This window comes from Hyunsoonleella ulvae, assembly GCF_016827605.1.
Taxonomy (GTDB): Bacteria; Bacteroidota; Bacteroidia; order Flavobacteriales; family Flavobacteriaceae; genus Jejuia; species Jejuia ulvae.
On record NZ_JAEPJQ010000001.1, the window covers coordinates 145132 to 169403 of the forward strand.

General features: G+C 35.0%; 20 protein-coding genes. 11 read left to right on the forward strand and 9 right to left on the reverse strand.

Annotated features, from left to right (window positions below; genetic code table 11):
* Positions 1-48: 48 nt before the first annotated feature.
* From JS605_RS00620 to JS605_RS00640, 5 genes are read left to right on the forward strand one after another with little or no spacing between them, the layout of a single operon-like run.
* Positions 49-543 (forward strand): DUF6265 family protein, encoded by a 495-nt coding sequence (locus tag JS605_RS00620; RefSeq protein WP_203255770.1) that lies wholly within the window; start codon positions 49-51, stop codon positions 541-543.
* Positions 534-1868 (forward strand): M28 family peptidase, encoded by a 1335-nt coding sequence (locus JS605_RS00625; protein WP_203255771.1) that lies wholly within the window; start codon positions 534-536, stop codon positions 1866-1868. Before JS605_RS00620 ends, JS605_RS00625 begins: the two co-directional genes overlap by 10 nt.
* A gap of 12 nt (positions 1869-1880) precedes the next feature.
* Positions 1881-3530 carry a M1 family metallopeptidase gene (locus tag JS605_RS00630; protein ID WP_203255772.1) on the forward strand — a complete coding sequence of 550 codons (1650 nt, stop codon included), beginning with the start codon at positions 1881-1883 and terminating at the stop codon, positions 3528-3530.
* Between the two features lie 2 nt (positions 3531-3532).
* Positions 3533-4099 (forward strand): YdeI/OmpD-associated family protein, encoded by a 567-nt coding sequence (locus JS605_RS00635; protein WP_203255773.1) that lies wholly within the window; start codon positions 3533-3535, stop codon positions 4097-4099.
* Entirely contained in the window at positions 4100-4594 is a 495-nt protein-coding gene (locus JS605_RS00640; protein ID WP_239000219.1) for a YdeI/OmpD-associated family protein, read from the forward strand.
* 2 nt (positions 4595-4596) lie between these two features.
* On the opposite strand, the gene JS605_RS00645 is transcribed toward JS605_RS00640, so the two are convergent.
* The 5 genes from JS605_RS00645 to JS605_RS00665 all read right to left on the reverse strand — a co-directional run bounded on the left by JS605_RS00645 (position 4597) and on the right by JS605_RS00665 (position 11823).
* The gene (locus JS605_RS00645) at positions 4597-5481 is read right to left on the reverse strand and encodes a carbohydrate kinase family protein (protein WP_203255774.1); all 885 of its coding nucleotides are present in this window, start codon (positions 5479-5481) and stop codon (positions 4597-4599) included.
* Between the two features lie 16 nt (positions 5482-5497).
* Positions 5498-6772, reverse strand: coding sequence for a glycosyltransferase (locus JS605_RS00650; protein ID WP_203255775.1), 1275 nt, complete (start codon positions 6770-6772; stop codon positions 5498-5500).
* Between the two features lie 15 nt (positions 6773-6787).
* A complete protein-coding gene (locus JS605_RS00655) occupies positions 6788-8872 on the reverse strand; it encodes an HAD-IIB family hydrolase (protein ID WP_203255776.1) in 2085 nt (694 codons plus the stop codon).
* 251 nt (positions 8873-9123) lie between these two features.
* Entirely contained in the window at positions 9124-10635 is a 1512-nt protein-coding gene (locus JS605_RS00660; RefSeq protein WP_239000220.1) for a MoxR family ATPase, read from the reverse strand.
* Positions 10636-10692: 57 nt separating this feature from the next.
* Positions 10693-11823, reverse strand: a complete 1131-nt coding sequence (locus JS605_RS00665; protein ID WP_130936935.1) for a vWA domain-containing protein — start codon at positions 11821-11823, stop codon at positions 10693-10695.
* Positions 11824-12063: 240 nt separating this feature from the next.
* Between JS605_RS00665 and JS605_RS00670 the strand changes: the two genes are divergently transcribed.
* Positions 12064-14010 carry a S9 family peptidase gene (locus JS605_RS00670; protein ID WP_203255777.1) on the forward strand — a complete coding sequence of 649 codons (1947 nt, stop codon included), beginning with the start codon at positions 12064-12066 and terminating at the stop codon, positions 14008-14010.
* A gap of 45 nt (positions 14011-14055) precedes the next feature.
* On the opposite strand, the gene JS605_RS00675 is transcribed toward JS605_RS00670, so the two are convergent.
* The 4 genes from JS605_RS00675 to JS605_RS00690 all read right to left on the reverse strand — a co-directional run bounded on the left by JS605_RS00675 (position 14056) and on the right by JS605_RS00690 (position 17954).
* Entirely contained in the window at positions 14056-14733 is a 678-nt protein-coding gene (locus JS605_RS00675; RefSeq protein WP_203255778.1) for a Crp/Fnr family transcriptional regulator, read from the reverse strand.
* A gap of 32 nt (positions 14734-14765) precedes the next feature.
* Positions 14766-15572, reverse strand: a complete 807-nt coding sequence (locus JS605_RS00680) for a universal stress protein (protein ID WP_203255779.1) — start codon at positions 15570-15572, stop codon at positions 14766-14768.
* Between the two features lie 88 nt (positions 15573-15660).
* Complete coding sequence (locus JS605_RS00685; RefSeq protein ID WP_203255780.1) at positions 15661-16713, reverse strand: response regulator; 1053 nt, start codon at positions 16711-16713, stop codon at positions 15661-15663.
* Complete coding sequence (locus tag JS605_RS00690; RefSeq protein ID WP_203255781.1) at positions 16710-17954, reverse strand: PAS domain-containing sensor histidine kinase; 1245 nt, start codon at positions 17952-17954, stop codon at positions 16710-16712. The genes JS605_RS00685 and JS605_RS00690 overlap by 4 nt, the downstream gene beginning before the upstream one ends.
* A gap of 120 nt (positions 17955-18074) precedes the next feature.
* Here JS605_RS00690 and JS605_RS00695 point away from each other — a divergent pair, with 120 nt between their 5' ends.
* The 5 genes from JS605_RS00695 (at position 18075) to JS605_RS00710 (ending at position 24203) form a co-directional block, all read left to right on the forward strand.
* Entirely contained in the window at positions 18075-20561 is a 2487-nt protein-coding gene (locus JS605_RS00695) for a heavy metal translocating P-type ATPase (protein WP_203255782.1), read from the forward strand.
* A gap of 124 nt (positions 20562-20685) precedes the next feature.
* Positions 20686-20871, forward strand: coding sequence for a cbb3-type cytochrome oxidase assembly protein CcoS (gene ccoS / locus JS605_RS00700; protein ID WP_203255783.1), 186 nt, complete (start codon positions 20686-20688; stop codon positions 20869-20871).
* A gap of 9 nt (positions 20872-20880) precedes the next feature.
* Positions 20881-23064 (forward strand): cytochrome-c oxidase, cbb3-type subunit I, encoded by a 2184-nt coding sequence (ccoN, locus tag JS605_RS00705; protein WP_203255784.1) that lies wholly within the window; start codon positions 20881-20883, stop codon positions 23062-23064.
* Between the two features lie 18 nt (positions 23065-23082).
* The gene (locus JS605_RS17465) at positions 23083-23268 is read left to right on the forward strand and encodes a CcoQ/FixQ family Cbb3-type cytochrome c oxidase assembly chaperone (RefSeq protein WP_239000221.1); all 186 of its coding nucleotides are present in this window, start codon (positions 23083-23085) and stop codon (positions 23266-23268) included.
* A complete protein-coding gene (locus JS605_RS00710; protein ID WP_203255785.1) occupies positions 23265-24203 on the forward strand; it encodes a cbb3-type cytochrome c oxidase N-terminal domain-containing protein in 939 nt (312 codons plus the stop codon). Before JS605_RS17465 ends, JS605_RS00710 begins: the two co-directional genes overlap by 4 nt.
* The last annotated feature ends 69 nt before the right edge of the window (positions 24204-24272 follow it).

Here is a 24272-nt window from a genome sequence, read left to right on the forward strand (position 1 = left end):
CTATTATCAAGTTTAGAACGTTTTACATATAAATTAAAACTTCTTATCATGAAAACATTTATAATAATAGCGTTTGTATTAAAAGGATTTGTATTAACTAATCATGCCTACACACAATCTGAAAAACAATTAGAACCAAAATTAGAAAACATAGCGTGGATTTCAGGGAATTGGAAAGGCGAAGCCTTTGGAGGACAAACCGAAGAAAATTGGAGTAAACCATCTGGAGGCTCTATGATGGCAACTTTCAAATTAATAAATGATGGAACAGTTACTTTTTATGAAATAGAAGTAATCAGAGAAGTTAATAACACTTTAATACTGCAATTAAAGCACTTTAACAATAAATTAGAAGGCTGGGAAACAAAAGATGAAACCGTTGATTTTCCTTTAAAACGTATAACAAAAAACAGAGTAGAATTTGAAGGTATGACCTTTGAAAACATTAGCCCAAACGAAATGAACGTTTACGTAGACGTTAAACATAAAGACGGCACAGTTGAAACAGTTAAATTCAATTATAAAAAAGATAAATGCGATTAAAACTTACTTTAATTTTTGTAGCCTTAATTCAGTGCTGTTATAGTCAATCAGAAAAAGATATTTATGATATTATAAATGCCGTTTCAGCTGAACGTATTGAAAAAGATATACAAACACTTGTAAATTTTGGTACCAGAAATACATTTAGCGACACTATTTCTAAAACCCGAGGTATAGGAGCTGCTCGAAGATGGGTAAAAAAAGAATTTGAAACTATTTCTAGCAATTGTAATAATTGCTTAAACGTATCCTATCAGAAAGATTTTGTAACTAAAGGAGGTAATAATCGTGTACCTCATGATGCATGGGTGGTTAATGTAGTGGCGATTCAAAAAGGTACTAAATACCCTAATCGCTATGTGATTATGAGTGGCGATATTGACTCTCGCGCTAGTGATACTATGGATTTCACTACAGATGCCCCAGGAGCCAATGATAACGCCTCTGGTATGGCAGGAACTATAGAAGCTGCACGTGTTTTATCTAAATATAAATTTGAAAGCAGTATAGCTTACGTTGGTCTGTCTGGAGAAGAACAAGGTCTTTTTGGTGGTGCTGGATTGGCTAAATATGCAAAAGATAACAATTGGGATATTATTGGTGTATTAAATAACGACATGATTGGTAACATTAAAGGTGTTGATGGCGTGATTGATAACAGAACCTTTAGAATTTTCTCTGAACCTGTGCCTCCTACCGAAACTGAACATCAAAGAAAATTGAGACGTTTTTACGGTGGGGAAGTTGATGGTATCTCTAGGCAATTGGCCCGTTATATCCATAAAAACACCAGAAAATATATGCCAGAAATGAACCCAATGATGATATACCGATTAGATCGTTTTGGCCGAGGCGGTCACCACCGTCCATTTAACGATTTAGGATTTGCTGGTGTACGTATTATGGAGGCTCATGAAAATTACACGCAACAGCATCAAGACATTAGAGAAGAAAATGGGATTAAATATGGAGATGTAATAGAACACGTTAACTTTGATTATGCTAAAAAACTTACTGCCGTAAACGCTATTAATTTGGCAAGTTTAGCTTGGGCACCCCCTACACCAAAAGAAGTGGCTATTGGAGGTGTGGTTGAAGCATCAGCACGCTTTATATGGGAAAAAGTTGATGGCGCAAAAGGCTACAAAGTATATTGGAGAGATACCACCTCCCCCACATGGGATAACAGTCGTTATGTTGAAGGGGTTTTAGGCACCACTTTACATGGTATTGTTATTGATAATTATTTCTTCGGAATTGCAACTGTTGGAGAGAATGGCTTTGAAAGCCCTGTTGTATTTCCAAATAGTTTAATGGTACGATAAAATTTCATATAAATGAATTACAATAGACTATTTATAACGTTTTTATTTACACTTTCATTGTTTTTGGGATATTCACAAGGATTATTATCTGAAAAAGCAAACCTTACCAGACAGGATACGTTAAGAGGAAGTATTACTCCCGAACGCGAATGGTGGGATTTAACCTATTATCACTTAGATATTAAGGTTGAACCGGATAAAAAGTTCATTTCTGGTAAAAATACAGTTCAATATAAAGTTCTTAAAACAGATTCTGTGATGCAAATTGATTTGCAACCACCTATGACTATTTTAAAAATAATACAAGACGACCAAGAATTGAAAGTTAAACATGATGGCAATGCACATTTTGTACATTTAAAAAAACAACAAATAGTTGGTAAAACAGAAACTATTGAAGTGCATTATGAGGGACACCCTAAAGAAGCCGTAAGAGCACCTTGGGACGGCGGTATTTCCTGGAAAAAAGACAAAAATGGCAACCATTTTATTGCATCATCTTGCCAGGGTTTAGGAGCAAGTGTTTGGTGGCCTTGTAAAGACCATATGTATGATGAAGTTGATAATATGAAAATTAGTGTAAACGTTCCAGACAAGTTAACAAACGTGTCTAACGGTAGATTGAGACTTGTAGAACGTATCGGAGACACTAAAACCTACCATTGGGTTGTAAAAAATCCTATCAATAATTATGGCGTAAATATCAATATAGGAGATTACATTAACTTCTCTGAAATTTATGATGGTATGGCTGGTAACCTAGACATGGATTATTATGTACTAAGCTATAACCTAGAAAAAGCTAAGGAACAGTTTAAACAAGCCCCAAAAATGATGGAGGCTTTTGAACATTGGTTTGGGCAATATCCGTTTTATGCCGATAGTTTTAAGTTAGTTGAAGTTCCTTACCTAGGTATGGAACACCAGAGTTCTGTAACCTATGGTAATAAATACATGAATGGATATTTGGGTAGAGATTTATCAGGTACTGGTTGGGGCTTAAAGTTTGATTTTATTTTGGTTCATGAATCAGGGCACGAATGGTTTGCAAATAGCATTACCAACAAAGATGTGGCAGATATGTGGATTCATGAAAGTTTTACTGCGTACTCGGAAAACCTGTACTTAGATTATCATTTTGGAAAAGACGCTTCAGCTGCCTATGTGATAGGTACACGCAAGCTTATTGAAAATAAAAATCCGATTATTGGCACCTATAATGTTAATAAATCCAGTGAGGGCACAGATATGTATTACAAGGGTGCCAACATGCTGCATACGCTACGCCAACTCATTAAAGATGATGAAAAATGGCGAAACATTTTACGTAAAATAAATGTTGAGTTCTACCATCAAACCGTGACAACGCAACAGATTGAAGATTTTTTAAGTAAAGAAACCGGTATGGATTTAACCAAGTTTTTTAATCAATACTTAAGAACTACCAAAATTCCAACTCTAGAATATAAAATTGACAAAAAGGCATTACAATACAGATATACTAATATTGTTGATGGGTTTGATATGCCTGTTCAAATTAGAATAAACGAAAAAGAGGGTTGGTTATATCCTACTACAGAATGGAAAACATTACAGGAGGATTCCAAAATAAAAACCTTTGAAGTGGATAACGATTTTTACATCTATGCCAAGCAAATTTAAATTTGGAAGACTTACCTGAAATATATTTTGAACGTGACATAGATTGGTACGATTGGCTGTTACAACATCATAACACATCCAAAGGTATTTATTTGATATTCTATAAATTAGAATTAAATATGCCCACAATGCGTTGGGAAGAAGCCGTAAAGGTAGCATTGTGTTTTGGATGGATTGATTCGACGGTAAAGAGTTTAGGCAACGGCAAACGTAGGCAATACTTCTGCCCCAGAAACCCAAAAAGCAACTGGAGTGCTCTAAATAAAAAACATATTGAAGTGTTGGAAAGTGCTGGACTAATTCACGAGTCTGGTTATAAAATGATTGATCTTGCTAAAAAGATAGGTACTTGGACTGCCATGGATGATGTTGAAAATGGTATAATTCCACAAGATTTACAATCAGCATTCAACAAAAATGAACGTGCTTTTGAAAACTATCAAAATTTCTCCAAAGGCTACAGAAAATCTTACCTTTCATGGTTACATAGTGCTAAGCGACAAGAAACAAGAACCAAACGCATCAACGAAATTATAAGACTATGTGAGGCCAATATAAAAAGTAGATAAATGTTGAAAAGCGATATTTTTGAAGTTGGATTATTAGACCGATATCATATTTATATTCCAGAACGTATCATGCAACCTTTTATTGATGCAAAAGTAAAACGTTTACACATAACAGCATCTAACGATAACAAATCAATAAATTTTTATGCGGCATTTGTAAGAGATAAAAATACTGACGATTATCGGATTATGTTTGGCAAGCGATTACAAAAAGAACTTGGTGTTTTGCAGAACGATTATTTCAGCATTCAACTATGCGAAGACACCTCAAGATATGGTGTTGACGTGCCCGAAGAATTAGAAGAAGTTTTTAAATTGGACGTAGAAGCCTTTAAAATTTTTGAAACTTTAACCATAGGTAAACAACGTAGTATTATTTATGCTATAGCAAGGTTTAAAACCAGCCAAACTAGAATTGATAAAGCTTTAATAGCCTGTGAAAATTTAAAGAAAGGTGTTTTGAATCCTTATACTATTTTGAAAAAACATAATTAGCGTCAAGGGTTTGTAAATCTATCTATATCAGACATCGTTAGTTTAGGATTTGCCCCCTCACTCTGGGCAACTAAAGCACCTACAGCACAAGCTACATCAATTGCTTTTTGTGCATCTTCATTATTGAGTAACTGATTAATGAGCGTCCCTAGAAAGGAATCACCTGCTCCTACTGTGTCTGCTACTTTAATTTTGTATCCACTATTGTAATACAAACGTCCATCGTAAAATAATACGGCTCCATAAGCGCCTTTGGTCACACAAATATGTTTTGTATTGGTTTGCACTGCAATGAATTTAATATTCTGCTCTAAACCCATGTATTTTGAACCTAAATAGTCGGCAACTTCATAAAGTTCCTCATCATTAAACTTTATAAAATCTGCCTTTTCCATAAGGTGTATTAAAACCGCTTTGGAATAATGTGGAGGTCTTAGATTTAAATCAAATATATTATAATGTGATACATCAAGTAACCGATATAATGTTTGTTTTGACACCTCATCCCTCACAATTAAGCTACCAAAAACAAAAGCATCAGAGTTGGCAACTTGTTTCTCTAATGCATCAGACAACTCTATGTTATCCCAAGCTCTGGGATGCTCTATTTCATAAGATGCAGACCCCTTATCATTTAGTATAACTGTAACTTCTCCTGTGCTAAAATTGTCTTTGGTTTGAATATAGGTATCATCAAGTCCGTTTTCATTAATATATTGTAATAATCTTTCTCCATTACTATCCTTGCCAACAGCACTTACCATGGTAACTTCATCTCCAAATGAAGCCAGCCTAAGTGCCACATTTAAAGGGGCCCCACCTATTTTTTTACTTCCATTGGGAAAAACATCCCATAATACTTCTCCAAAACAAACAATCTTAGACATGATATCCTCTTATTCTTTAGTAAATATTAGTCTCCATGGTCTGTTGGTTAATAGAGTTTCTAAATACTTGCAACATGCGTTTTGCTATACCCGTCCACCCAAAATTTCGTCGTGCGAAACGCGCACCTTCAACAGATAGTTCGTTTCTTAAGTTAGGGTATAACATAGGCATGGACATCATAGCACCAAATTCTAAAGGTCTATGAGGGTCGGCAAAAAGTGCCTGATTTCCAAAATCGATTAAATCGTTCAATCCACCATGCACCGTAACTACACTTGGTGTACCACAGGCCATAGCCTCAATAGCTACCATTCCAAAAGGTTCATATCGTGATGGCATTGCAAATATATTTGCTGAGCGGTATACGTTAGCCAAATCTTCGTCTGCTATATAATTTTTCCATTTAATCTTATCGTTTACACCTAGTTCTGTAGCAAGTTTTTTTAATTTTTTAATGCCCTGTTTATCCTGCTCAGAATCTCCGCCAACAGCAGCTACTAATCTTGCCTCTGGCACCAACTCAAAAACTGTAGGTAATGATTTAATTAATAAATCATATCCTTTATTATGCGCCATTCTACCAAGTGCTAAAATATCTGTAGGATGAATATCGTATTTAGCTCTTATTTTATCATTCTCTTTGGAAGGTACGGGGTAAAACCTATTTTCATCAATGCCGGGAGGGATCATAGTACAATTTCTTGGTAGAAGATCATATTGCTGGCTCAACAAATCTACTTGAGGAACAGTAGTGGCAATTACATGATTACACATTTGAAATACAAAATATTCTTTTTGAATACGTTCTTTAAAACGGTATTTCTCCTCCATATCCTTTTCGTCCATATCACTTCCCATGGTATGTTGTTTCCACCAACCCAAGGAATGAGGTGTATGTACATGAGAAATACCTAACTCCTCTGCTATTTTTTGTCCTGCCCAACCTGCATCCCAATAATGAGAGTATACAATATCGTATTGTTTATTTTGCTTTTTAATTGCGGCTAAACAATTGGTAACAAATTTTTTTAGATGGTCATGCATATCCTCCTTCCTTATAAATTCTTTACCTCCGAAAGGGATTCTCCATACACTGTAATTTTCATTAACCTCATCGTATTCTGGCTGATCTTCAAACTGTCGGGTTACCAAATCTACTTTTCGTCCTAAGCGGCTAAACCGTTCGGCAAGTTCTAATACATAAACCACTTGCCCTCCGGTATCTGGTTTACCTAGTTCTGGGTTTGCAGCTACATATCCGTGCAAAGAGATCATTAAAATAGATTTCATAATATATATTTTAAGTTATTTAATAATTTTTAAATCATGGCATGCAGAAATATACTGCGCTGCAGACCATGCTTGATAGGCTTTACCCATAGGTTTACCGGTAGTACCATGTGCCCACTCTGTAAACTCCCACTCATGATTTATACCTTCTTTATTTATTAAAGCAAGTTTGTATAATTCTGAAATTGCCACGTCCTTCAATCCTAGTTTATTCACAAACTTTACCCAAAATCCACCAACAAACGGCCATATTCCGCCATTGTGATAATGGTTTGGTAAATTCAGTAAATTTACTGTGTAATAAGGCCTCCAATCTGGGTCTCCTGGACTTACCACTGGATACACATTGGCTACGGGAAAAGGATCATTAACCCCCACGCCTAACATAAATTTAAAGGTTTGATGCGCCTTTTCGGCATCAATAGTGCCATGTAAAAATGCCAATACGTTACCTAAAATATCGCAACGCCAACTAAAATCGAAAGGTGTGGTTTGTGCAATTAGGTATGATGTATCTCCAAGGGTAAATTGCTTTTCAGCAAATGATACCGATTGAAATAGTTGCTGTTGAGTAGAAGGCCAAAAATTTTGTACAATTTCCTTTTTTATCACTTGAGACCAACGAATATATTCTCCTGCTTCTTCATGCTCACCCAACATTTCCAACATACGTCCAAAGCAGACATTAGAACGATACCATAAAATTTCATCATAAAGAATATTATAACTTCTACCGAATAAATCTGTCCAATCGCCTGCTTCAGGAATTTCTAAAAGTGCGTCGTTGTTACTATCATGGGCACCTAACCATTGCATGGTTTTTTTTATATCTGAAATGTATTCTCTTAGAAATGCAATATCCTTGGTTACGTTAACATACTCGTAGAAGGCAATAATTACCCATATACCACTATCTATAGAACATATACCACCAACACCAGAATAATCCGGAATGTTATTTTTGATACGAACATTTGATGGTATTTGACCATTACGGGAAATGTGCTCAAAAAGTGTTACCAATGTTTGTCTTGCACATTTGTGGATATCTTCATCTTTATGGATTAAAGGTAAAGCTCCAATTACGGTAATAGCACCATCTCTAGCCCAAACGCTATAATAGTTTTCGTCTGTACCGTGAGCTACATTGTCTTCTATGGAACATGCCGAAAAGCCTAAAGGTGTTATGTTTTTACGGAGTGCTTCAATAGCTTTTTTATATCCTTCTTTTATTAGAGCTATTTTTTCATCTTCATCTTCAAGCGCAATAGTTTCCATTTCCTTTTGAATAAAGAAATCCTCACTATGATCTATAATGTTAGAGATTTCGGCATCTTTAGGAAGTACACCAAAGTAGATTAAGCCTTCAATAACACCGTCCCCTTTCTCTTTTTCTGAATGGTACACTTTTTTATGCTTTGTGTACTTATAAAGCTCTTCGTGCGCATTTGATACCACAATACCGTTAACGTCCTTAAGATCGAACATAGCAGAATCGTTACCGCTATCTCCAGCAACCACAACTTCTTGTGTTTTATAATTCAGTTTGTTCAATAACCATTGTAATGCGTTTGCTTTATTTGCAAATTTTGGTAAAATATCTAAATACTTATCTTGAGAATACACCACATTAATATGCATATTGGCTTCAAAAAAGTCTTGCTCTATGGCTTCAATATCTGACACACTAGCATCATGAAAAAAGTAACTGCGCTTATAGGCGTGCTGAAACCTAGTGGGCTGCTCACTTATGGGCTGATTGATATTTGATATAATTTCTTCTACCACCTTTAAATCCCATCCATCATCAAGAACATCATTAAATTCTTTAATTACTTTCTGCTCTTGGTAGTTGTATATATGAGTACCTACACCAGAAATTATAAAGTCTGGTTTTGGGAGCACACCAGAATCAATCAAATTAAGCACATCATCAATTAAACGCCCAGTATTATAAGCCAAAAAAACATCGTCTGGTTTATGAGATTCCCAAATAGTTTTAAAATTGCTTTGATAGGTATGAAAATCGATTAATGTATTATCAATATCAAACGATAATAATTGTATATTTTCTGAAAAATCAGCACTAATTTTACTCATGTAGAATTTTTAAAATTTACAGTTTTTTGATCATTTTTTGTCAAAATAAGGCTTTAAACAGCCAAAAACAAGCTAAAACTAATCAATTTTGCTCATTTTTAAAATGTGATAAATTAAGAGTAAACCACTACGAAATCTTAAACTTTGATAATGCAATTTTACAGATTACACAATTATAAAATTGACTCAAACACATAAAAAAAGAGCCGATTCAAGAAAATGAATCGGCTCTTTTGCATTATGAAATAAATTTATATCCCGCTTATAAAACTTCCATACGGGTCTTTAAATTGCATGCCTTCAGAAAATCTATTTTTACTTAATTGTTTGTATTCTGCTAGTGCCCAAAGTACAAACTCTTTAACAAAGTAACTATCTTCTTTTTTCAAATTAGGCTGATGTTTACCCAAAAGATCATCAAGAGGAGATATAACATCTAGCATGCTTTTATATTCTTTATCCCTTAAATCGTCCAGTAGCTCAAAACCTTCTTTTTGATGGAAAAACCAAGACACAATATCATCATAAGGTGTTTCTTCATCTTGTTTTTTAAGTTTTTCTATCTTAGGAAAGTATTCTACAAAAAGATTTTTAACAGCTTCGCCTATCAAGTTATAGGCTACAACTGCAGCACCTTCTTGCTCCCCCTCATATACTAATTCTACTTTTCCTGTGATAGAAGGAATAACACCGACAAAATCACTTAACCTCAAGGTAGTACGTTCATCTCCGGCTATTAAAGCACGTCTTTCTGCTGTACTTAACAAATTCTCGAACGCTGTGATACTTAACCTTGCACTTACACCTGATTTTGCATCTATATATTCGCTTTCTCTAGCTTCAAAAACAATTTGTTCTAATACATCTTTTGCTAAATCTGGTACATATACATTTTCTTTTTGACCTTCAACTAAATTAGCTTCTTGTTCTGTGATTAAGCGAGCGGTTTCAATGTCCTCTGGATAATGTGTTAAAATCTGCGAACCAATTCTATCTTTTAAAGGTGTAACTATACTGCCCCTATTAGTATAATCTTCGGGGTTTGCAGTAAATAAAAATTGAATATCTAAGGGCAAACGTACCTTAAACCCTCTAATTTGGATATCGCCTTCTTGCAAAATATTAAATAGCGCTACTTGAATTCTAGCTTGTAAATCGGGTAACTCGTTAATTACAAAAACGCAACGATTGGCTCTTGGTATCATACCATAATGAATCACACGATCATCTGCATAACTCAATTTTAAATTGGCTGCCTTTATAGGGTCTACATCTCCAATAATATCAGCAACCGTTACATCTGGTGTTGCTAATTTCTCAGCAAAACGCTCACTCCTATGCAACCAAGAAATTGGCGTATCATCTCCTTTTTCCTTTATGAGTTCGATTGCATATCGCGAAATGGGGTTTAAAGGGTCGTCATTTACTTCAGAACCTGCCACATATGGAATATATTCATCTAATAGATTTAACATCAACCGTGCTAAACGTGTTTTTGCTTGTCCGCGTAATCCTAACAAATTAATATTATGCCTCGATAAAATAGCTCGTTCTAATTCTGGAATTACCGTATTCTCATAACCATGAACCCCTTTAAAAGTGGTTTCTTTATTTTTTATTTTTTGAATCAAATTATCTCTCAACTCATCTTTTATAGATTTTGAGTAATATCCTGATTGTTTTAATTCTCCTAAAAGCCTCGCCCTACCTCTCTCCAAAGGAGAGGGAACTGTTTCCTGCTTACTTTTCTCTTTATTGCTCATATTTTTTATTTTATTGTTGAGTGTTTCTCCCTTTTGGGGAGATTGAGAGGGGCTTTTCTATCCTCGTATCCTCTTTTTTCTATTTGTTTCATAATCTTCAAAAATCATTTCTCCCAAACCTTTGAGCCCCGTGTAAAAGGCCTTTCCTTGGTTGGCATAGGTAAACTCCCGTACAAATTGCATTAAGTAGCTATCTTTTGCTATCATAAATGTTGTGATGGGGATGTGTAAACGTCTTGCTTGCTGCGCCATCATGTAGCACTTATTGATAATATGAGTATCTAACCCCATACTATTTTTATAATATTGCCCATCTGGTAAGCGTAAACAACTAGGTTTACCATCTGTAATCATAAAAATCTGTTTATTCGTATTTCGCTTACGCCGTAACAAATCCATCGCTAATTCTAATCCCGCAACCGTATTTGTGTGATAAGGACCCACTTTTAAATATGGTAAATCTTTAATCTCAATTCGCCATGCATCATTACCAAATACTATAATATCTAATGTGTCTTTAGGATATCTTGTTGTGATTAATTCTGCCAATGCCATGGCTACACGTTTTGCTGGTGTAATACGGTCTTCGCCATACAAAATCATACTGTGGCTAATATCAATCATTAGCACAGTACTCATTTGGGATTTATGTAGCGTTTCTTCAACTACTAAATCATCTTCAGATAGTGTAAAATCAGATATTCCGTGATTTATTTGGGCATTCTTTAAACTTTCAGTCATCGATACTTTATCCAAAGCATCTCCAAATTGGTAACCTCTAAAATCCCCTGTATGTTCGTCTCCTATTCCTGGACTTTTACTTTTATGATTACCTTGTCCACTACGTTTTATCTTACCAAATATTTGATCTAATGCCTGCTGGCGTATAGCGCGTTCTGTTTTAGCTGTAATGGCTAAAGATGATCCATTACCATCAGGGTCTATTTCTTCTCGTAAATAGCCTTTCTTTTTAAGGTCTTCAATAAAATCCTCAATGGTGTACTCTGGTGTGGTAAGCTTGTATTCCTTATCTAATTCTCGTAACCAACTAATCGCCTCATCAAAATCTCCAGAAGTGTGCGTTATAAGTTCTTTAAAAATTTCAAAAAGTGTATCAAAAGGCGATTTATAAGGTGCTTCGAATGATTTAAAAGCAAACCCTTTTCTAAAAACTTTGTTGTTTTTCATAGCAGTATAAAAATACTACATTTTCAAATAAAAAAAGAAAGACTACTGATAGATTTATCAATTTCTTTAACTAGATTCAAACTTTACAGAAATACATCTCTTCCTTGCCTTAAAAAATGTATTTTAATAATAAGTATGCTTATGGCTTCAAGCTGTGCAACTTTAATTTTAGACAATTAATATTTCTTATATTAGAGAAATCCTACTTGGGGTTTGTTAATTCTTTAAAAATCAATCAATATGAAAAAATTATTAATCTTTTGTGTTTTGGTTGTTTTCCTCTCTTGTAAAAAAGAGAAAGACACCAAAGAAGTTGCTTTAAATCTAAAGCAATATACCATTGAGCAGTTCATGGATAATGAAGCTGTAGGCGGAGGAAGCTTTTCTCCAGACAAATCAAAACTGTTAGTATCTAGCAACAAATCGGGCATTTATAATATGTATACTGTACCAACAACTGGTGGCGAGTTTGTACCAATTACTAAGTCTGATTCCTCATCCGTGTTTGGAATATCCTATTTCCCAGAAGATGAGCGCATGTTATATCGTGCTGATAATAATGGAGATGAGATATACCATATTTACCTTAGAGATATAGATGGCTCTATAAAAGATTTAACTCCAGATGAAGGTGCAAGAGCCACTTTTTACGGTTGGGCTCATGATGGCAAAAGTTTTAGCTACGGTTCTAATAAGAGAGACAAACGTTTTATGGATATATATGAGATGAATGTGGGAGATATGTCCTCGAAACTTATATATAAAAATGATGAAGGTTATAATATGAATACTATTTCTAGCGACAAAAACCTTTTTGCATTGAGCAAAACCATTAATACAAATGATAGTGATTTGTTTATTTACAATAGGAATGACAAATCTCTTACCAAAGTTAATGAAAACCAAAGCTCAAATTCTGGACAAGATTTTTCACTAGACGGAAAGTCGCTTTATTATACAACTGATGAGGGTAGTGAGTTTTCGTATGTTATGAAATACGATATTACTACTGGAAAAAAAGAAAAGGTTTTGGAAAAACCATGGGATATTATGGGGATGTATTTTACTCATAACGAAAAATATATGGTAGCTTATATTAATGAAGATGGAAAAAATGCTATTGAAATAACTGATGTAGCATCTGGTAAAATTATTGACTTACCTGACTTTAATAATGGCAATATTACTAGTGTTGGATTTTCTAGAGACGAAAACATGATGCGCATGTATGTGGGCGGTTCTAATAGTCCCGCAAATTTATTCACATATAATATTGAGACTAAAGCGCAACATCAATTAACAGATGTACTTAATGATGAGATTGCCCCAGAGCATTTGGTAAAAGCAAAAGTAATTAGATACAAATCTTTTGATGGTGTTGAAATTCCTGCAATTTATTATTTACCCCATCAAGCTTCAACAGAACATAAAGTCCCTGCGTTAGTATTAGTTCACGGTGGTCCTGGTGGCCAGAGCAGGCAAAACTTTAGTTCGCTCACTCAATATTTGGTAAATCATGGGTATGCAGTTTTAGCAGTAAACAACAGGGGAAGCAGCGGGTATGGTAAAACGTTTTTTCAAATGGATGATTTAAACCATGGCGAAAAAGATTTACAAGATTGCGTAGAAGGCAAAAATTGGTTAAAAACTCAACCAGAAATTGATGCCAATAAAATAGGTATTATGGGTGGCTCTTACGGTGGTTATATGACTATGGCCGCCTTAACTTACACACCTGAGGAATTTGCAGTAGGTGTTAACATTTTTGGTGTAACAAATTGGTTACGTACATTAAAAAGTATTCCGCCGTGGTGGGAATCGTTTAAAGATGCACTATACAAAGAACTTGGAAATCCGCATACAAAAGATTCTGTACGATTAAGACGAATTTCTCCTTTATTCCATACAGACAAAGTTACAAAACCATTAATCGTTCTACAGGGTGCAAAAGACCCAAGGGTTCTTCAAGTAGAATCTGATGAAATAGTAGAAGGCGTAAAGAAAAATGGTGTTCCTGTTGAATATGTTTTATTTGAAGATGAAGGCCATGGTTTTGTGAAAAAGAAAAATCAAATTGAAGCCTACAGCAGTATTTTAAAGTTTTTAAACACCTACTTAAAGAAAGAAAATCAACCCATTGATGGAGAATCCCAAGTAAAAGAAATTGAAGCAAAAAATGCTGAATAAAAAAGTAAGGCTCTGAATATTTCAGAGCCTTATTTAGTTTATCTTTTATTCCACACGTCGCAATCCATTGGAATCTTCGATTTTTATGTATTTACCTACCGTAGAAATTAATCCCTGTTTTTTGAACTGAGATAGTACCCTTATTGCCGATTCTGTAGCAGTACCTACTATATTGGCGTAATCTTCACGAGACAACATTAAGCTAATGGTACCGTCTGGGTTTGTTCCAAAGTTCTTTTCAACATAAATTAGGGTTTCTGCCAAACGTTGTCTTACTGGTTTTTGGGCCATATCCACAATAATATCATCGGCTTCTTTTAAATCGTGAGCCATATCTCTTAACATGCCTAAAGTGAATTTTGGGTTTTTCTGTAGATCTGAGATAATTTCACTTTTTGGAATAAAACACAGTTCCATATCATTTAAGGCTGTAGCTTGCAGGTTAGAACTTTCATCCGAAACTAAAGAGCGTTGACCTATAAGCTCTCCCTTGACCACCATTTTTACAATTTGGTCTTTACCGTTTTCACTTAGTTTCGTTAATTTACAAATCCCATCCTTAATACAGTACACACCATTTATGGCCTCACCCTCTTCAAAGATAACTTGACCTTTCTTAACAAATCTTGATGTTTTACAGCCTGAAATACGAACTAACTCCTCACGACTTAAAGACTTTAAAGCATTAAATTGCTTGATAATACATTGCTCACACTTTCCCATAATTATCAATTAAATTATTATTTAAACATAACTTAATGTAGCACCAAAAAAGGTATTTCTGTATAATACTTAATCTCTGGATTTTTTGGTTGAAATAATATTTTTTCAAAATAATTTAAATTTTTAGCCAACATAGTAATTAAGTTTATCTTTCGGTCTTCTACAAATTCCTGTACTTGGCTCTCCACTTGCGTATTGGTTAAAAAATGAAAACTATGTTTAGTATCGCCTAAATAATCATCTAACAATTCCTTATTCCTTTGTTGCTCCTCATTTAAAACTGCTTGGGCGTTATTAATATGCAATACTCTAGCCGATGCTTTATGAGTTTCTATAATAGTAGTGATTGCCTCTAATGTTTTTGTTGAATAAATGGATAAGAAATCCGTGGGAAATGCAATCTCATTTAGTTTGGAGTATTTTGCATTTTCTGGCACTACTACTGTAGCACATTTTACCTTGGTAATAACATTGGATGCATTAGTACCTAGAGGTATTTGTGATATCCCAGAGGCACCTTTGGTTCCCATAACAATATAATCTATACTGTTTTTTTCAACCTGCTCCCTTACCGAACTTACCATGTAACCACTATCTATAATCCTGAAAAACTTATGCTTTTTGTTTTTTTGCAAATGGCCTTCTATCTTGCGAAAAATTGCCTGCATATCGTTCTCACATGAATTATCATGATGCGTATTACGATGTTGTTTTACTGAATTAGAGCATACATGCAATATGTAGAAACTACAGGGCGAATTTTTAAAAAAATTTACCGCGTACTCTACTGCATTCCAAGCATTTTCTGAGAAATCTGTTGGTATTAAAATGTTTTCCATTTTACATAAATTGCTCTGCAACAAATGTATGGGTAACATAAATACTGAAATATGACCAAAATCATATCTGTATTGATATATTGAAGTATTACTCTATTCTTTTAAGTTTATTAACATCTAAAACCTTAACATTTCTACCTTCAATTTCAATAATACCTAAGTCCTTAAAATGCGAAAGTGTGCGTATAAGGCTTTCTGTTGCAACACCAGCTACACTTGCCAAATCGTTTCTTGAAATTCTTATGGACTCTTCGGGTTTTCGTCCCAGTTTTTCAGCAAATTTTAAAATAGTAATAGCCGTTCTTTTTTTCACAGAACTGTAAGCCATTTGCAATAATTGGCTTTTTATACCTGCCAAATCCTCATTAAGCAATTGTATAAGCTCTAAAGTTACTTGATGGTTGCTACTTAGAAGTGTTTTAAATTCATCTCTTGGAATACCCAACAACACCGTTTCTTTAATGGCAGCAGCTGTTTCTTTATAGGTAGTACTTTGATTAAAAGACGCATAACCAAATAAATCATCTTCTTTATATAACGAAGTGGTAAGGTCTTTCCCTTGATCATCAAATTGGTGGCATTTTACCAAACCTTTCTCTATAAGATAAATATGGTTGGAATGCTGCCCTTCTTCATATATGGTTTGCCCCTGTTTGAATTTATAGGTTTCGCCGTTATCATCAAAAAAATTCTTAAGGTCATTTAAATTTCTAATATCTTGAACCTCATTTACAGCTTCAACAGTTTCTTGTACTCTAATATCTTGTAAAATAGAGGCTTTAGCAAGCCTACTTTCAATAGCACTAATTAATTCCTCTTCCTCGAAAGGTTTTGTAATATAATCGTCTGCGCCCAGATCCATACCCTTACGCACATCTTTGCGTTCTGTTTTAGCTGAAAGGAAAATAAAGGGAATGTACTTTGTATCTTCATATTTAGACAATCCTTCCAAAACACCATAACCATCCAGTTCTGGCATCATAATATCGCAAATTATAATATCTGGAACAAAAGCTTTTGCACGCTCTAAACCTGCTTTACCATTTGGGGCAGTAACTACATTGTAACTAGATAACTCTAATAATTCTGCAGTGTTTTCCCTAAGAATTGTATCGTCCTCAATTAAAAGTATATTTTTCATGTATTGGCTTTGTTGGGTATTTGTATGGTAAATGTACTTCCTTTATGTTCTTCACTCTCAAAACTAATAATACCGCCTAAATTTTCTAAATGGCTCTTAACAATATTTAACCCTATACCGGTACCTTGAGTTAAAAGTGCGTTTTCTGCCCTAAAATATCGATTGAATATTTGTTTTTGATCTGCTACAGGAATCCCTATACCTTTATCTGAAACCTTAAAAAACGTATAAGTTTTATCCTGCTTTATATCAATATCTATAGTAGCTTCCTCTGGAGAATATTTTATGGCATTATGTACCAAGTTACTTAACGCCAACTCTACTATTTTCTCATCTTGATACAGTGATAGTTCATCAATATTATTAGGGTAATTAATATTTTGCCCCTCTTTAAGCAACATGTTTGCGTTGTAGATTACCTCATCCACGACTTTAGTTAATCGAAAAGAACCAAACTTATATGTTACTTTTCCTGTCTCTAATTTCTCAACGGATAGAAAATCGTTTAAAATGTTATTTAGATAGTGTACTTTATCAGAGATCGTTTTTAGGTGCTTATCCCTCCTACTTTGTTGTTCTGTTAATTTATACTTCCCTAATAACATGACCGAAGTTAAAATACCACTTAATGGTGTTTTAAATTCATGGGACACCAGAGATAAAAACTTTGTTTTTAACTCATTAAGTTCCTTTTCTTTTTTGAGCGCATTACTTATTTTATTTTGAGCCTCTATACGTTTCCTTATTTCTACATCACGCTTTTCGTTGGCTTTTTTTAAATCTTTAACCGTATCTGTTAGCTCTTTTGTTCTAAGAGCCACTTTCTTTTCCAGCTCATTGTTAAGCGCTTTTAAGGCATCTTCTTGCTTTTTTCGTTCCGTAATATCTATTACCAAGGCCATCACATAGGTTTCCCCGTTAATATTTAACGGGTTTAGCCCTGCTTCAACAGGAAAGGTATGACCATTTTTATGAGCACCGTGCAAATCCCGTCCACGCCCCATTTGCCGGCGCTTCTTCTGTTCCATAAAACCATCAACATGTTGGCTGTGATGCTTATGATATGCTGGAGGTATTAAAATATCTAAATGTTGATGTAATAATTCATTCTTGGAGTATCCAAACATGTATTCTGCAGAACTATTTACAGCTACAATCTGTTGTGTATCATTAACCACAATAACGCCTTCTGAAACGGACTCAAAAAGTACATCAAAAACGTCTTTATCTTTTTGGAACATCTATTTTAAAAATAAATTTTTCTAACCACATGCTGTAAAAATATATAAATCATGATAGATATCATATTTTAAAATACATCAAATTAAAATATTTGCAAAAGGTAAAAATGAGCAAATATTATGGAAGCAAAAACATGTTTCCACTGTGGTTTAGATGCTACAACTTCAGGGATTATTTATGATAACAAATCGTTTTGCTGTAACGGGTGTAAAACGGTTTACGAAATTTTTTCTGCAAACGACTTAACGTGTTACTACGATTTAGAGAATGCGCCAGGAGCTACTCCAAAGGAAATAGAGGGCAAATATAACTTCTTGGATAATGATAAAATCGTTGAAAGTTTGTTGGAGTTTAACGATGAAAACACACAAATAGTTACGCTTTATATCCCTCACATTCACTGTAGCTCCTGTATTTGGATTTTAGAGAATTTAAATAAGTTACACCCATCGGTTAATTCGTCCATTGTAAACTTTGGAAAGAAAACCGTTCGTGTTAACTATAATACAAAAGAGATTTCTCTCAAGGCTCTTGTAAAGCTTTTAAGCAGTATTGGTTACGAACCCTTTATTAGCTTGGATGATTACAGTGTTGGACAAAAAAACGTAGACCGATCTTTAATTTATAAACTGGGAATTGCTGGATTTGCTTTTGGCAACATTATGTTTTTGTCTTTTCCAGAGTATTTTCAGGTAAGTGGCTTTTGGATTGAACAATACGCCCCTGTTTTCAGATGGCTCATGTTTACATTTTCGCTTCCCGTAGTGTTTTATTGTTCCAAAGATTATTTTATTTCCGCATATAAAGGCCTAACATCTAAATTATTAAATATAGATGTTCCCATTGCTTTGGGTATTACCGTACTATTTTTAAGAAGCACTACCGAAATAGTTTTTGATATTGGCACTGGTTTTTTTGATAGCCTATCGGGACTGGTATTCTTTCTGCTTTTAGGAAAGTTTTTCCAGAAAAAAACCTATAACTTCTTGTCGTTTGAACGGGATTACAAATCGTACTTTCCCATCGGGATTACTAAAATAAACAATAAAGGTAAAGAGGAAGCCATACAGGTGTACGATATTAAGAAAGGAGATAGACTTTTGATTAGAAACCAAGAACTGATTCCTGTAGACTGCATTTTGATAAATGGTAATGCCAGAATCGACTATAGTTTTGTTACTGGAGAATCAGATGCAGTTTCTAAACAATCTGGAGCTAAACTTTTTGCCGGTGGTAAACAAACCGAGGGCAGTATTGAAGTGGATGTTTTAAAAACTGTTGAACAAAGTTATTTAACCCAATTGTGGAGTAATGATGTGTTTAACAAAAATAAGGAAGATGGATTTACAACCCTAACCAATAGTATTAGTAAACGGTTCACAGTTGCAGTGCTGAGTATCGCTATAATAGCAACAGGTTACTGGTTAATAGTAGATAGTTCTAAAGCACTAAATGTATTTACTGCGGTGTTGATTATTGCTTGCCCTTGCGCTATCGCCTTAGCTGCTCCATTTACCTTTGGAAACCTATTACGGATTTTTGGCAAACTAAAATTCTACGCTAAAAATGCTTCAGTGATTGAACAATTAGCAGCGATTGATACCATCATCTTTGATAAAACAGGAACTATTACCGCCAATAAAGAAACTGCTATTACTTATGAAGGTACCGAACTTTCTAAAGCCGAAGAAATCCTTTTAAAAAGTTCGTTACGCAATTCTAACCATCCTTTAAGCAGATCGCTATACACGCTTTTAGAAGACAACAATATTTTGACTTTAGATGATTACCAAGAGCATATAGGAAAAGGCATTGCGGCCAAACATAACGACCATTCCATTAAAATAGGATCTGCACCTTTTGTAGGTTACACTTCAGAAAGTACTACGCTAAACACGGCTGTTCATGTAAGTACTAATAACACATACAAAGGCAAATTTACCTTTTATAATAAGTATAGGAAAGGACTATCTAAATTATTTAATAGACTTAAAAAAGACTATGATTTGGTTATTTTATCTGGTGACAATGCTGGGGAACGAGAGAACCTAACCAAACTATTACCTGCAAAAACAAAACTATTCTTTAATCAGAAACCTGAGGACAAATTAGAATATATAAAGCATCATCAAACTTCTGGTGCAAAAGTATTGATGGTTGGAGACGGATTAAACGATGCTGGTGCATTGGCACAAAGTGATGTTGGTATTGCCATTTCTGAGAATGTAAATGTATTTTCGCCCGCCTGCGATGCCATATTGGATGCTACAAAGTTTAATCAATTGTACAGCTTTATCAAGGCTTCCAAACAAGCAATAACCATTATTAAATGGAGTTTTGTACTATCGTTTATCTATAATGCCATAGGGCTTTATTTTGCAGTAACAGGACAACTGGCTCCTGTAGTAGCTGCTATTTTAATGCCTTTAAGTTCTATTAGTATTGTAGCATTTACGACGGTTTGCACAAATCTAATAGCTCCAAAAGCCCCTCCTTACCTCCCCAGAGGGGAGGTACACTCAACACCTAAAAATAAGATTAGCAAAAAATCTAAAATTAATGTTGTTGAAAGCAAAGTCAGTAACCTTAGAGTTAAGCATGAGTAAATACGAAAGTTTTTCCTCCCCTATGGGGAGGTCAGGTGGTGCCTCTTTTTTTCATGAAACATGACAAATATCATCTTTTAAGAATAAGTATGAAAGTACTTTTGAGCCATAACTTCAAATAGGTATGAGCGTTATATATATTTTACTTGCTGTGAGCATATTAGTTGCTGTGGCGTTTTTTATAGTATTTGTTATTGCTGTTAAAAAAGGACAGTTTGATGACAGCTATACCCCATCGGTACGCATGTTATTTGAAGACGAACTTGTAAAGAATAAAACCAATAAAACAATACTAACCAAAGAAGAATAATACATTATTATGGAAGTTCAACAATTTCATTACGATAATAAAATCGTTACTAAATTTATCTACGCTACCATTGTTTTTGGGGTAGTAGGGATGGTGGTAGGTTTACTACTTGCTTTTATGTTTCTGTTCCCGAATTTAACTGATGGTATCTCCTGGTTAAGTTTTGGACGTTTACGCCCCTTACATACCAATGCCGTGATTTTCGCCTTTGTTGGGAATGCCATGTTTGCTGGAGTTTACTACTCGTTACAACGCTTGCTAAAAACACGTATGGCGAGTGATATGTTGAGTAACATCAACTTCTGGGGATGGCAACTTATTATTGTTGCTGCAGCCATTACACTGCCACTAGGCATTACCACCTCTAAAGAATATGCCGAACTGGAATGGCCCATTGATATTGCCATTGCATTGGTTTGGGTAGTTTTTGGTGTGAATATGATTTGGACCATCTTAAAACGTCGTCAACGTCACTTGTATGTAGCCGTTTGGTTTTATATCGCCACGTTTGTTACAGTAGCTGTACTACATATTTTTAATAGTTTAGAATTACCCGTAAGCGGATTAAAAAGTTACTCCGTTTATGCTGGTGTCCAGGATGCCCTAGTACAATGGTGGTATGGGCATAATGCTGTAGCGTTCTTCTTAACAACGCCGTTCTTGGGACTGATGTATTACTTTGTACCAAAAGCTGCTAACAGACCGGTGTATTCTTACAGACTATCTATAGTACACTTCTGGTCGTTAATCTTTATATACATTTGGGCAGGACCACATCACTTATTATATACCGCTTTACCAGATTGGGCACAAAATTTAGGTGTTACCTTTTCCGTGATGCTATTGATGCCATCTTGGGGCGGTATGATAAACGGATTGTTAACTTTACGTGGTGCATGGGACAAAGTACGTACAGATCCTGTTTTAAAATTTATGGTGGTAGCCATTACGGGTTACGGTATGGCAACCTTTGAAGGCCCTACTCTATCTCTTAAAACTGTAAATGCGATGGCCCACTTTACCGATTGGATTATAGCGCACGTACACGTTGGTGCTCTGGCATGGAATGGGTTTATGGCATTTGGTATGATTTATTACCTCGTACCCCGATTATTTAAAACCAAGCTCTACTCTCTAGGAATGGCTAATCTACATTTCTGGTTAGGAACCTTGGGTATTATAATATATGCACTTCCTATGTATATGGCTGGCTTCACTCAATGGGCTATGTGGAAACAATTTAACCCAGATGGTACTTTAGTATATGGCAACTTCTTGGAAACAGTCACGGAAATAGTGCCTCTTTATTGGATGCGTGCTATTGGGGGCACACTTTACATCGTCGGCATGCTGGTTTTAGTTGTTAATGTTATAGCTACTATAAGAAGTGGTAGTAAAGTACAGGATGAATTGGCAGAAGCTCCGGCTCTTGAGCGCGTTTCCAAAAGACGAATTGCTAGTGAAGGTTGGCATACATGGTTAGAAAGAAGACCTATTAAACTAACCATTTTTGCAACAATTGCCATATTAATTGGAGGTATTATACAAATTGTACCAACAATAATGGTAAAATCTAATATTCCGACTATAGCAAGTGTGAAACCTTATACACCTTTGGAATTAGAAGGTAGAGATATTTACATTCGTGAAGGTTGTGTAGGCTGTCATTCCCAAATGATTCGACCATTTAGAGATGAAGTTGAACGTTATGGTGAATACTCTAAGGCTGGTGAGTATGTATACGACCATCCATTCTTATGGGGTAGTAAACGCACAGGTCCAGACCTACACCGTATTGGCGGCAAGTATTCTGACAACTGGCACTTTAACCATATGTACGACCCACAAAGCACCTCATCAGGTTCTATTATGCCACGTTACCAATGGCTGATTAAAAATGAATTGGACAAATCCCAAACCGAATCTAAAATGGAAACCATGGTATCGCTTGGTGTTCCTTATTCAGACGAGGACATCGCGAACGCACAACAAAGTATGTTAGAACAGGGCAAACTAATTGAAGAAAACTTATACAGTGATCCTGATTTTACCAGCACTTATGAAGCAGATAAAAAAGCTGCTGCAGCCAGTGGAGTACCATTTGTAGAAATGAAAAACAGAGAGATTGTGGCCTTAATTGCTTATCTGCAACGTTTGGGTACAGATATTAAAGTAGAGACAGCTCAAAAATAACCCAATAAGCAAAATATCATGTTAAAATTTGTAAAAAAACATATGGAGAGCATCACAGGTATAGAAATCTATCCTATTATTTCACTGCTCATCTTTTTTATCTTTTTCGTAGCACTTTTTTGGTGGGTTGTAACCGCTAAGAAAGATTATATAAAAACAGTTAGTAACATACCATTAGACAACCAAAATAACGACATATTATGAGACAGTTAGTTCCATCTTGGATTCGCGTTCCTGTTGTATTCTTTATCATTTTTGGAGCAGTTGAATTCTTTGTAGATTCTGGCGAGAAACCAGCATTTATTGAATATCCAGTAGTACTATTATTTCTCTTATTAGTATTGTTGATTCTAATTGCCATTGAAGCCATTGTTGGCGCATTAGAAAATGTAATGCTTCATAAATTAGACGAGGAAGCTAAAGCAGGTTTCTTAGCCGAAAAGGAAAAAGCGTACCAGTTTACTTGGCTAAAAACTACTTACAAAACCCTTCTGGGACAAAAACCCATTGAGGAAGAAGGCGAAATTATATTAGACCATAATTACGATGGCATTAAAGAACTTGATAATAATTTACCACCATGGTGGCTATATGGCTTCTACATCAGCATAGCATTTGCTGCGATTTATTTGGTAAGGTTTCATGTATTTGATGGCGATACGCAATTAGATGAATTGGAAACTGAATTAGCTGAAGCCAGAATTGAAATTGAAGCATACAAAAAAACGGCCAAAGACTTAGTAGATGTAAATACTGTAGTTATGCTTACAGAAGCAGATGATTTAAAAACAGGTAAGTCCATCTTTGAAACCAACTGTGTGGCCTGCCACATGGCAGATGGTGGCGGTGGCATTGGGCCAAACTTAACAGATAAACACTGGATTCTTGGTGGAGGTATTAAAAACGTATTTAATACTATTTCAGAAGGTGGTCGTTCGGGTAAAGGTATGATTCCTTGGAAAGCACAATTAAAACCATCACAAATAGCTAAAGTAGCAAGTTATGTACTCACATTACAAGGTACAACTCCCGCAAATCCAAAAGCTGCCGAAGGCGATATTTGGGTAGATGAAAGTGAAGAAATAACCACTGAAGATAATCCTGAAACACCAACCACTGAAGCTGTTGGTACAGAATAAACATACAACTTCAAAACTAAATTAAACTAAACTTTTGAAGACGACCTACAAGGGTGTTTTAAACCTTGT